General features: G+C 63.2%; 6 protein-coding genes. All 6 read left to right on the top strand.

Annotation, left to right across the window (positions count from 1 at the left end; genetic code table 11):
* The first annotated feature begins 8 nt into the window (after positions 1-8).
* Entirely contained in the window at positions 9-494 is a 486-nt protein-coding gene (locus tag NIBR502770_RS12490) for a hypothetical protein (protein ID WP_246857262.1), read from the top strand.
* Positions 495-804: 310 nt separating this feature from the next.
* Complete coding sequence (gene rpoB, locus NIBR502770_RS12485) at positions 805-4,314, top strand: DNA-directed RNA polymerase subunit beta (protein WP_141159759.1); 3,510 nt, start codon at positions 805-807, stop codon at positions 4,312-4,314.
* A gap of 103 nt (positions 4,315-4,417) precedes the next feature.
* Positions 4,418-8,317, top strand: coding sequence for a DNA-directed RNA polymerase subunit beta' (locus tag NIBR502770_RS12480; protein ID WP_141159760.1), 3,900 nt, complete (start codon positions 4,418-4,420; stop codon positions 8,315-8,317).
* Positions 8,318-8,715: 398 nt separating this feature from the next.
* Positions 8,716-9,090: a 30S ribosomal protein S12 gene (rpsL, locus tag NIBR502770_RS12475; RefSeq protein ID WP_009358312.1), complete on the top strand. Its 375-nt coding sequence runs from the start codon at positions 8,716-8,718 to the stop codon at positions 9,088-9,090.
* A 1-nt stretch (position 9,091) separates the two neighbouring features.
* Positions 9,092-9,562 (top strand): 30S ribosomal protein S7, encoded by a 471-nt coding sequence (gene rpsG, locus NIBR502770_RS12470; protein WP_003803829.1) that lies wholly within the window; start codon positions 9,092-9,094, stop codon positions 9,560-9,562.
* A gap of 69 nt (positions 9,563-9,631) precedes the next feature.
* A complete protein-coding gene (fusA, locus tag NIBR502770_RS12465) occupies positions 9,632-11,746 on the top strand; it encodes an elongation factor G (protein WP_141159761.1) in 2,115 nt (704 codons plus the stop codon).
* Positions 11,747-11,815 lie beyond the last annotated feature (69 nt).

The raw sequence follows: 11,815 nt of genomic DNA, 5'->3' as shown, positions 1-11,815 counted from the left end.
GCGACATTGTGAAGAAACCACTGACGGCGGTTGCCATGGCCGTGGCGGTCCTGAGCGGTGGCGCCCTGGCGGGCTGTTCGGTCTCCACACCGGCGCCCGCGGAATCCACCCGCTTCACAACGGCTGCGTCGAACCCGGATAACAGCACGGAGAGCAGCAGCCCGGCTGCCTCCACAGGCTCGGGAAGTTCCGCGGCCGGCGGAGCCAGGGCGGCCTGCGAACTCTTCAACAAGTTGGTGTCGGACTATGCCGCAGTTTCCCCCACCGACCCGCAGGGCTACGAAGACGTCTACACGAAAGCCCAGGACGCCAAGGAGACCGTTTCGGGGGAGCTGAAGGGACTCTTCACCTCGCTGGGCCTGCTGGCCATCGACCACTCATCGGCTGCGGAGTCCGGGGGCAAGCCGTCCCGGGAATCGGAGGACGCCGTCCGGGATGCCGTCTTCGCGAACGCCGGAACCTGCACGGCGCAGGGCGTGACGCTGCGCCTCTAGCCTGTTCCGGACCTCGCGGGACGGAGCCTGGGAACAAGGTGCTTGCATTCCGGCAGGAAGTGGGGTAGACACGTAGGTTGTTTTGCCGTATCGTAGATATTTGCGTCTTCCCTGTTTACCTTCAGCCTTCATATAGCGGTGGGCTTTGCCTGGCAGCTGGCAATCAACGTGCCGTAACAACGGTTACAGCATAGTCAGTCCAGGCCCCGGGTCATATAGCGGAACCGGATGGTAGCGCTGCGGAGTCACTTCGCAGGGTGCACAGCGGGGGAGATCTGAAAACGCCTGAAGGTCTGTGGAAGGATCCCTCTTGGTCGCCTCGAGCACCTCTAATAACGAAACCGCTAACACCGCCGACAGCACTGATGGTGCCACTCGCCGGCTCTCATTCGCAAAGATTCACGAACCCCTTGACGTTCCGAATCTGCTTGCCCTGCAGACGGACAGCTTTGACTGGCTGGTAGGCAATGAGCGCTGGCAGGCACGCGTGGCAAAGGCTGTCGAAGAAAACGATCTCAGCGTCGCCACCACGTCCGGCCTGTCGGACATCTTCGAAGAGATCTCCCCGATCGAGGACTTCCAGGGCACCATGTCCCTGAGCTTCTCCGATCCGGAGTTCGCTGACCCCAAGTACACCATGGCCGAGTGCAAGGACCGGGACGCAACGTACTCGGCTCCGCTGTACGTCAAGGCCGAGTTCATGAACAACAACACGGGCGAAATCAAGCAGCAGACCGTGTTCATGGGTGACTTCCCGCTGATGACCGAGAAGGGCACCTTCGTCGTCAACGGCACCGAGCGTGTCGTCGTCTCCCAGCTGGTCCGTTCGCCGGGCGCCTACTTCGAGCGCGCCGCCGACAAGACCAGCGACAAGGACATCTTCACCGCCAAGATCATCCCGTCCCGCGGTGCATGGTTCGAGCTCGAGATCGACAAGCGCGACCAGGTCGGTGTCCGCCTCGACCGCAAGCGCAAGCAGTCCGTCACGGTCCTGCTGAAGGCCCTGGGCTGGACCGAAGGCCAGATCCTCGAAGAGTTCGGCCAGTACGACTCCATGCGGGCAACCCTGGAGAAGGACGCCACCGAAACCCGCGAAGACGCCCTCCTGGACATCTACCGCAAGCTGCGTCCGGGCGAGCCGCCCACCGTCGAGGCTGCCCAGTCCCTGCTGGACAACCTGTACTTCAACTCCAAGCGCTACGATCTGGCCAAGGTTGGCCGCTACAAGATCAACCGCAAGCTGGGCATCGACCGCTCCCTTGGTGACAAGGAAGCCTCTGTCCTGCACGTTGAAGACATCGTCGCCATGATCAAGTTCCTCGTCGCGCTGCACGCCGGCGAGAAGACCATCAAGGGCACCCGCGATGGCCAGGAAGTGGACCTGCGCGTCGAGATCGACGACATCGACCACTTCGGCAACCGCCGCATCCGCGCCGTCGGCGAGCTCATCGAGAACCAGGTCCGCACCGGCCTGTCCCGCATGGAGCGCGTTGTCCGCGAGCGTATGACCACCCAGGACGTCGAGGCCATCACGCCGCAGACCCTGATCAACATCCGCCCCGTGGTTGCGGCCATCAAGGAGTTCTTCGGAACCTCCCAGCTGTCGCAGTTCATGGACCAGAACAACCCGCTCTCGGGCCTGACCCACAAGCGCCGCCTGTCGGCACTTGGCCCCGGTGGCCTGTCCCGTGACCGCGCCGGCATGGAAGTCCGCGACGTGCACCCGTCCCACTACGGACGTATGTGCCCCATCGAAACCCCTGAAGGCCCGAACATTGGCCTGATCGGTTCGCTGGCTTCCTACGGACGCATCAACCCGTTCGGTTTCATCGAGACCCCGTACCGGCTGGTCAAGGACGGCGTCGTGTCCGACGACGTCCAGTACCTGACCGCCGACGACGAGGCAGAGGTCCTGATCGCCCAGGCCAACGCCCCGCTCGACGAGAACAAGAAGTTCGCCGAAGAGACCGTCCTGGTCCGTGCCCGCGGTGGTGGCGGTGAGCCCGTCCTGGTTCCGGCCGAGGACGTCGAGTTCATGGACGTTTCCCCGCGCCAGATGGTGTCCGTGGCTACGGCCCTGATCCCGTTCCTGGAGCACGACGACGCCAACCGCGCACTCATGGGTGCCAACATGCAGCGCCAGGCTGTGCCGCTGGTCCGTTCCGAGGCCCCCGTTGTGGGCACCGGCATGGAGCGCGCCGCCGCCGTCGACGCCGGTGACGTTGTCATCGCGAAGAAGGCCGGTGTGGTCACCGAGGTTTCCGCCGAGCTCGTCATCATGCTCAACGACGACGGCACCGAGACCAACTACCGCATCAACAAGTTCGCCCGCTCCAACCAGGGCAACTGCTACAACCACCGCGTCCTGGTCAACGAAGGCCAGCGCCTGGAAGTTGGCGGCATCATTGCCGACGGCCCGGCAACGGACCAGGGCGAGCTCGCTCTGGGCAAGAACCTGCTCGTGGCATTCATGTCATGGGAAGGCCACAACTTCGAGGACGCCATCATCCTCTCGCAGCGCATCGTTGCCGAGGACGTCCTTTCTTCCATCCACATCGAGGAGCACGAGATCGATGCCCGCGACACCAAGCTTGGTGCCGAGGAAATCACCCGTGACATCCCCAACGTGTCCGAGGAAGTCCTGGCCGGCCTGGACGAGCGCGGCATCATCCACATCGGTGCCGAGGTTGAAGCAGGGGACATCCTGGTCGGAAAGGTCACCCCGAAGGGTGAAACCGAACTGACCCCGGAAGAGCGCCTGCTGCGCGCCATCTTCGGCGAGAAGTCCCGCGAAGTCCGCGACACCTCCCTGAAGGTTCCCCACGGCGAGTCCGGGACCGTCATCGGCGTGCGCGTCTTCGACCGCGACAACGACGACGAGCTGCCCCCGGGCGTGAACCAGCTGGTCCGCGTCTACGTGGCCGCCAAGCGCAAGATCACCGACGGCGACAAGCTCGCCGGCCGCCACGGCAATAAGGGTGTTATCTCCAAGATCCTTCCGATCGAGGACATGCCCTTCCTTGCCGACGGCACCCCCGTTGACATCGTCCTGAACCCGCTGGGTGTTCCGGGCCGTATGAACGTGGGCCAGGTGCTCGAAACGCACCTCGGCTGGGTTGCCAAGACCGGTTGGAAGATCGAAGGCGAGCCCGAGTGGGTCAAGCAGCTGCCGAACCTCCCGCGCGAGAGTGGTCCCACCACTGTTGCCACGCCGGTGTTCGACGGCGCCCGCGAAGAGGAAATCACGGGCCTGCTGGATTCCACCAACGTGACCCGCGACGGTGACCGCCTGATCAACTCCTCGGGCAAGACCCGCCTGTTTGACGGCCGCTCCGGCGAGCCGTTCCCGGATCCGATCTCGGTCGGCTACATGTACATCCTGAAGCTCCACCACCTGGTGGACGACAAGATCCACGCACGCTCCACCGGCCCGTACTCCATGATCACGCAGCAGCCGCTGGGTGGTAAGGCACAGTTCGGTGGCCAGCGCTTCGGTGAAATGGAAGTGTGGGCGCTCGAGGCTTACGGCGCCGCTTACACGCTCCAGGAACTCCTCACGATCAAGTCCGATGACATCCACGGTCGCGTGAAGGTCTACGAAGCGATCGTCAAGGGCGAGAACATCCCCGAGCCGGGCGTTCCCGAATCCTTCAAGGTCTTGATCAAGGAAATGCAGTCGCTGTGCCTGAACGTGGAAGTCCTTTCCACGGACGGAACCACAATTGAAATGCGTGACTCTGATGACGCAGTCTTCACGGCTGCGGAAGAACTGGGCATCGATCTGTCTCGCGCAGAGCCCAGCTCCGTAGAAGAGGTTTAGCAGGAGGTTTACGACGGCGGGTGACCACCCGCCGTCGTACGCCCCCTCCCTCATCCCGCACCAAGACTTCAGAATTTAGAGAACAAGAGAGAACAGGGACCATATGTCCAGCGAATCCTCCTTCGGCCTCATGCAGATCGGCCTCGCCACCGCGGAAGACATCCGCGGCTGGTCGTACGGCGAGGTTAAGAAGCCGGAAACCATCAACTACCGCACGCTCAAGCCCGAGAAGGACGGCCTCTTCTGCGAGAAGATCTTCGGCCCGTCCCGCGACTGGGAGTGCTACTGCGGCAAGTACAAGCGCGTGCGCTTCAAGGGCATCATCTGTGAGCGTTGTGGCGTTGAAGTCACCCGCGCCAAGGTCCGCCGCGAGCGCATGGGCCACATCGAACTGGCCGCCCCCGTCACGCACATCTGGTACTTCAAGGGTGTTCCGTCCCGCCTGGGCTACCTCCTTGACCTGGCCCCGAAGGACCTCGAAAAGGTCATCTACTTCGCTGCCTACATGATCACCAGCGTCGACGAAGCTGCCCGCCACGAGGAACTGCCCAACCTGCAGGTTGAGCACGACATCGAGAAGAAGCAGCTGATCGACAACCGCGACGCCGATATCGCCGCTATCGCCCGCGACCTTGAAGGCGAAATCGCCCGTCTCGAGGGCGAAGGCGCCAAGGCTGCCGACAAGAAGAAGGCCCGCGACTCCGCCGACCGCCAGATGGCCAACGTGCGCAAGCGTGCCGACGCCGACATCGAACGCCTCGAGCAGGTCTGGGACCGCTTCAAGAACCTGAAGGTCGCCGACCTCGAAGGTGACGAGGGGCTGTACCGCGAACTGCGCGACCGCTACGGCATGTACTTCGAAGGCTCCATGGGTGCCGAGGCCATCAAGAAGCGGCTCGAGAACTTCGACATGCAGGCCGAGTCCGACCTGCTGCGCGACGTCATCGCCAACGGCAAGGGCCAGCGCAAGACCCGCGCCCTGAAGCGGCTCAAGGTGGTCAACGCGTTCCTGACCACCAACAACAGCCCGCTGGGCATGGTCCTCGACGCCGTCCCGGTGATCCCGCCGGAACTGCGCCCCATGGTCCAGCTGGACGGTGGCCGCTTCGCGACCTCCGACCTCAACGACCTGTACCGCCGCGTGATCAACCGCAACAACCGCCTCAAGCGCCTGCTTGACCTGGGTGCTCCGGAGATCATCGTCAACAACGAGAAGCGCATGCTTCAGGAAGCTGTTGACAGCCTCTTCGACAACGGCCGCCGCGGCCGCCCGGTCACCGGACCGGGCAACCGTCCGCTGAAGTCCCTGAGCGACATGCTCAAGGGCAAGCAGGGCCGCTTCCGCCAGAACCTCCTCGGCAAGCGCGTCGACTACTCCGGCCGTTCGGTCATCGTCGTCGGCCCGCAGCTGAAGCTGCACCAGTGCGGCCTGCCCAAGCAGATGGCCCTGGAGCTCTTCAAGCCGTTCGTGATGAAGCGCCTGGTCGACCTCAACCACGCCCAGAACATCAAGTCGGCCAAGCGGATGGTGGAGCGCTACCGCCCGCAGGTCTGGGACGTGCTCGAAGAGATCATCACCGAACACCCGGTGCTGCTCAACCGTGCACCTACCCTGCACCGCCTGGGCATCCAGGCGTTCGAGCCGCAGCTTGTTGAAGGCAAGGCAATCCAGCTGCACCCGCTGGTTTGTGGCGCGTTCAACGCCGACTTCGACGGCGACCAGATGGCAGTCCACCTGCCGCTGAGCCCCGAGGCGCAGGCTGAGGCGCGCATCCTGATGCTGTCCTCGAACAACATCCTGAAGCCCTCTGACGGACGCCCGGTCACCCTGCCTTCGCAGGATATGATCATCGGCCTGTACCACCTGACCACCAAGCGGAAGGGTTCCGCCGGCGAAGGCAGGATCTTCTCCTCCGTATCGGAAGCGATCATGGCCTTCGATGCACGCGAGCTGCACCTGAACTCGCAGGTCAAGATCCGGCTCGAAGGATTCGTTCCCTACGCCGGCTGGGAAGCCCCGGAAGGCTGGGAGCCCGGTCAGCCGGCACTCGTCCAGACCTCCCTGGGCCAGGTTGTGTTCAACCAGACCCTGCCCGAGGACTATCCGTGGGTTGAAGCCGTTGCCGACAAGGGCGAACTGTCCCGGATCGTCAACGACCTCGCCGAGCGCTACCCCAAGGTCGTCACCGCGGCAACGCTGGACAACCTGAAGGATGCCGGTTTCTACTGGGCAACCCGTTCGGGCGTCACCGTCGCCATCTCCGACATCGAGGTTCCTGCTGCCAAGCCGGAAATCCTTGCCGGGTACGAGGAACGCGCCGCCAAGATCCAGGGCCAGTACGACAAGGGCCTGATCGACGACGACGAGCGCCGCCAGGAACTGATCGAGATCTGGAACAAGGCAACCAACGACATCGCCACCGTGATGCGTGAGAGCCTGTCCCCGATGAACACCATCAACCGCATGGTGTCCTCCGGTGCACGTGGTAACTGGATGCAGGTCCGCCAGATCGCGGGTATCCGTGGCCTGGTGGCCAACCCGAAGGGTGAGATCATCCCGCGCCCCATCAAGTCCTCCTACCGCGAGGGCCTGTCGGTGCTGGAATACTTCATCGCCACGCACGGTGCCCGTAAGGGCCTGGCCGATACCGCACTGCGTACCGCCAACTCGGGTTACCTGACCCGTCGACTGGTGGACGTCTCGCAGGACGTCATCGTCCGTGAAGAGGACTGCGGCACCGAGCGCGGCCTGGTCACGCCCATCGCCGTCGCCGATTCCAACGGTGAGCTGGTCCTGGACGAGAACGTCGAGAACAGCGCCTACGCACGTACGCTGGCCGTCGACGTCGTCGACTCCGAGGGCAACGTCCTCGCAGCGGCCGGCACCGACTGCGGCGACGTCGTGATCGCTGAGCTCTTCAAGGCAGGCATCACCGAGGTCAAGGTCCGCTCCGTACTCACCTGTGAGTCCAGCGTCGGCACCTGCGCCCTGTGCTACGGCCGCTCGCTGGCCACCGGCAAGACCGTGGACATCGGCGAGGCCGTTGGCATCATCGCCGCACAGTCCATCGGTGAGCCCGGTACCCAGCTGACCATGCGTACGTTCCACACCGGTGGTGCTGTTTCCGCCGGCGGTGGCGACGACATCACCCAGGGTCTGCCCCGTATCCAGGAGCTCTTCGAAGCCCGTACTCCGAAGGGTGTCGCGCCGATTGCTGAAGCAGCCGGCCGCATCACCATCGAAGAGTCCGAGCGCCAGATGCGCTTGGTCATCACCCCGGATGACGGAACGGAAGAGATCGCCTACCCGGTCCTCCGCCGTTCACGCCTGCTGATCGAAGACGGCGACCATGTCGCCGTTGGCCAGAAGCTGATCAACGGTCCGGTGGACCCCAAGCAGGTCCTGCGCATCATGGGTCCGCGTGCGGCACAGAAGTTCCTCGTGGACGAAGTGCAGGGCGTGTACCGCAGCCAGGGCATCGGTATCCACGACAAGCACGTCGAGGTCATCGTCCGCCAGATGCTGCGCCGCGTCACTGTCATCGAGTCCGGCGAATCGGACCTGCTGCCCGGCGAACTCGCCGAGCGCAGCCGCTTCGAAGACGCCAACCGCCGCGTTGTGTCCGAGGGCAAGACTCCGGCTTCCGGACGTCCTGAACTCATGGGCATCACCAAGGCGTCGCTGGCCACCGAGTCCTGGCTGTCCGCAGCTTCCTTCCAGGAGACCACCCGCGTCCTGACGCAGGCGGCCATGGAAGGCAAGAGCGATCCGCTGCTCGGCCTGAAGGAAAACGTCATCATCGGTAAGCTGATCCCGGCCGGCACGGGTCTCCCGCGCTACACCGAGGTCACCGTGGAGCCCACTGAGGAAGCAAAGGCCAACCTGTTCACCGGCCCCAGCGCGTTCAGTGACTTCTCGTACGACACCCTGGGTGGTGACGGAGCTCCCGAGTTCCACGCCATCCCGCTGGATGACTACGACCTGGGCAACGACTTCCGGTAACCACTGACGGTTGACGCCTGACCAAGGGATGGTCCCGCACCGCAAGGTGGGGGACCATCCCCGTTTAACCATGGTGGGAGGCCCGATTAAGGCATGGGGCCTGTCCATGCTAGACTTGTTACCAATTGTTATTGTGGCAGTGGATGAGTGCGCCGGTATCAGCTGAAAAGCTGGACCAGAGCGACGTTTCCGGTTTGCAGGGTTCTTGTGCAGCGTATGCCACATTTTTGCATGCCTAGGGAACTGCAGGAATGTACGTTTCGATCCCGGTGTGCGATCCGACTATTAAGGCTTCGCCTTCGCCGCCATGGAGATTCCCTTCAGGGCCCGGGCGGCGGGGCAACGCAACAAGAGAGTGGCCGGAAACAGCCACTCCGGATAAAACGGAGAACACGAGAGTGCCTACGATTAACCAGCTGGTCCGTAAGGGCCGCACGCCTAAGGTCTCAAAGACCAAGGCTCCCGCGCTTAAGGGCAGCCCCATGCGCCGCGGTGTTTGCACCCGCGTCTACACCACCACCCCGAAGAAGCCGAACTCGGCTCTGCGTAAGGTGGCACGTGTGCGCCTCAACGGCGGCGTGGAAGTTACCGCCTACATCCCCGGTGTTGGCCACAACCTGCAGGAGCACTCCATTGTGCTCGTTCGCGGTGGTCGCGTGAAGGACCTCCCGGGTGTCCGCTACAAGATCGTCCGTGGCGCCCTCGATACCCAGGGTGTGAAGAACCGTAAGCAGGCCCGCAGCCGCTACGGCGCAAAGATGGAGAAGAAGTAATATGCCTCGCAAGGGTCCGGCCCCCAAGCGGCCGCTCGTTTCGGATCCGGTTTACGGTTCCCCGCTGGTAACCCAGCTCATCAACAAGGTGCTCGTTGACGGCAAGAAGTCCACGGCAGAGCGCATTGTCTACGGTGCACTCGAAGGCGCACGCGCCAAGTCCGGCGGCGACCCCGTTGCAGCCCTGAAGAAGGCCATGGACAACGTCAAGCCGTCCCTCGAGGTCCGCTCCCGCCGTGTCGGTGGCGCCACCTACCAGGTTCCGGTTGAGGTCAAGCCGGGCCGCTCCACCGCACTCGCCCTGCGGTGGCTGGTTGGCTACTCCAAGGCCCGCCGTGAAAAGACGATGACCGAACGTCTCCAGAACGAAATCCTGGATGCGTCCAACGGTCTCGGTGCCGCTGTGAAGCGTCGCGAAGACACCCACAAGATGGCCGAGTCCAACAAGGCCTTCGCACACTACCGCTGGTAATACTCCCCGGACGCCGCCGGCTCAACCGAGCCGGCGGCGAACGTGTAGTCCATCCCAAAAGGAGACCCCGTGGCACAGGACGTGCTTACCGACCTTAGCAAGGTCCGCAACATCGGCATCATGGCCCACATTGATGCCGGCAAGACCACCACCACCGAGCGCATCCTGTTCTACACGGGTGTGAACCACAAGATCGGCGAAACGCACGACGGCGCTTCGACCACTGACTGGATGGAACAGGAAAAGGAACGCGGCATCACCATCACGTCTGCCGCCGTGACCTGCTTCTGGGAAAACAACCAGATCAACATCATCGACACCCCCGGCCACGTGGACTTCACGGTTGAGGTTGAGCGCTCCCTGCGCGTCCTCGACGGTGCAGTCGCCGTCTTCGATGGCAAGGAAGGCGTTGAGCCCCAGTCCGAGACCGTGTGGCGCCAGGCTGACAAGTACAACGTTCCGCGTATCTGCTTCGTCAACAAGATGGACAAGCTCGGTGCTGACTTCTACTTCACCGTGGACACCATCATCAGCCGCCTCGGTGCGAAGCCGCTGGTCATGCAGCTGCCCATCGGTGCCGAGAACGACTTCATCGGCGTCGTCGACCTGCTCTACATGCGTGCCCTGGTTTGGCCGGGCGACGCCAAGGGCGACGTGACCATGGGTGCCAAGTACGAGATCCGCGAGATCCCGGCAGACCTCCAGGAAAAGGCCGAGGAATACCGCGCGAACCTCGTTGAGACCGTCGCTGAGTCTTCCGAGGAACTCATGGAGAAGTACCTCGAGGGCGAAGAGATCTCCATCGACGAACTCAAGGCCGGCATCCGCAAGATGACCATCGCTTCCGAGCTCTACCCGATCTTCTGCGGCTCCGCCTTCAAGAACCGCGGCGTTCAGCCCATGCTGGACGCGGTGGTTGACTACCTGCCGAACCCGCTCGACGTTCCCCCGATGGTCGGCCACGACCCTCGCGACGAAGAGAAGGAACTGACCCGCAAGCCTTCCGCTGAAGAGCCGTTCTCGGCCCTTGCGTTCAAGATTGCGGCCCACCCCTTCTTCGGCCAGCTCACCTTCATCCGCGTGTACTCCGGTCACGTGGAAGCAGGCGCCCAGGTGGTCAACTCCACCAAGGGCAAGAAGGAGCGCATCGGCAAGCTGTTCCAGATGCACGCCAACAAGGAAATGCCCGTTGAGGGCGCTACCGCCGGCCACATCTATGCAGCCATCGGCCTGAAGGACACCACCACCGGTGACACCCTGTGCGATGCCAACAACCAGATCGTGCTCGAGTCCATGAGCTTCCCGGAGCCCGTGATCTCGGTTGCCATCGAGCCGAACACCAAGGGTGACCAGGAGAAGCTCTCCACGGCCATCCAGAAGCTCTCCGCTGAGGACCCCACCTTCCAGGTGTCCCTTAACGAAGACACCGGCCAGACCATCATCGCCGGCATGGGCGAGCTCCACCTGGACATCCTGGTGGACCGCATGCGCCGCGAGTTCAAGGTTGAAGCCAACGTTGGCAAGCCGCAGGTTGCTTACCGCGAAACCATCAAGCGCGCCGTCGAACGCCACGACTACACGCACAAGAAGCAGACCGGTGGTTCGGGTCAGTTCGCAAAGATCCAGATCGCCATCGAGCCGCTGGACACCGCCGAAGGCGAGCTGTACGAGTTCGAGAACAAGGTCACCGGTGGCCGCGTTCCCCGCGAGTACATCCCGTCTGTTGACGCGGGCATCCAGGATGCGCTGAACGACGGCGTCCTGGCCGGCTACCCGGTTGTCGGCATCAAGGCCACGCTGATCGATGGCGCGTACCACGATGTTGACTCCTCGGAAATGGCGTTCAAGATCGCCGGACGGATGGCTTTCAAGGAAGCTGCACGCAAGGCGAACCCTGTCCTGCTTGAACCGCTGATGGATGTCGAGGTCCGCACCCCTGAGGAATACATGGGTGAAGTTATCGGTGACATCAACTCACGGCGTGGCCAGATGCAGTCCATGGAAGATGCACAGGGCGTCAAGGTCATCCGTGCGCACGTCCCGCTGTCCGGCATGTTCGGCTACATCGGTGACCTGCGCTCCAAGACCCAGGGCCGTGCTGTTTACTCCATGACGTTCAACAGCTACGCCGAGGTCCCGAAGGCAGTTGCCGACGAGATCATCCAGAAGTCCCGCGGCGAATAGTCCCTCCGGACTCTCGCAGCGAAAACCTCGGTTGCGCTGTCCGTCCTTGGACAGTGCGGCCGGTGCAGG

The sequence above is a fragment of the Pseudarthrobacter sp. NIBRBAC000502770 genome, from assembly GCF_006517815.1.
GTDB classification, from domain to species: domain Bacteria; phylum Actinomycetota; class Actinomycetes; order Actinomycetales; family Micrococcaceae; genus Arthrobacter; species Arthrobacter niigatensis.
This window is presented reverse-complemented; position numbering and strand designations above follow the sequence as displayed.

Coding starts and splice junctions, on each gene's coding strand:
- NIBR502770_RS12480 (WP_141159760.1), top strand. CDS start 4,418: ATGTCCAGCGAATCCTCCTTCGGCCTCATGCAGATCGGCCTCGCCACC.
- rpsG (WP_003803829.1), top strand. CDS start 9,092: ATGCCTCGCAAGGGTCCGGCCCCCAAGCGGCCGCTCGTTTCGGATCCG.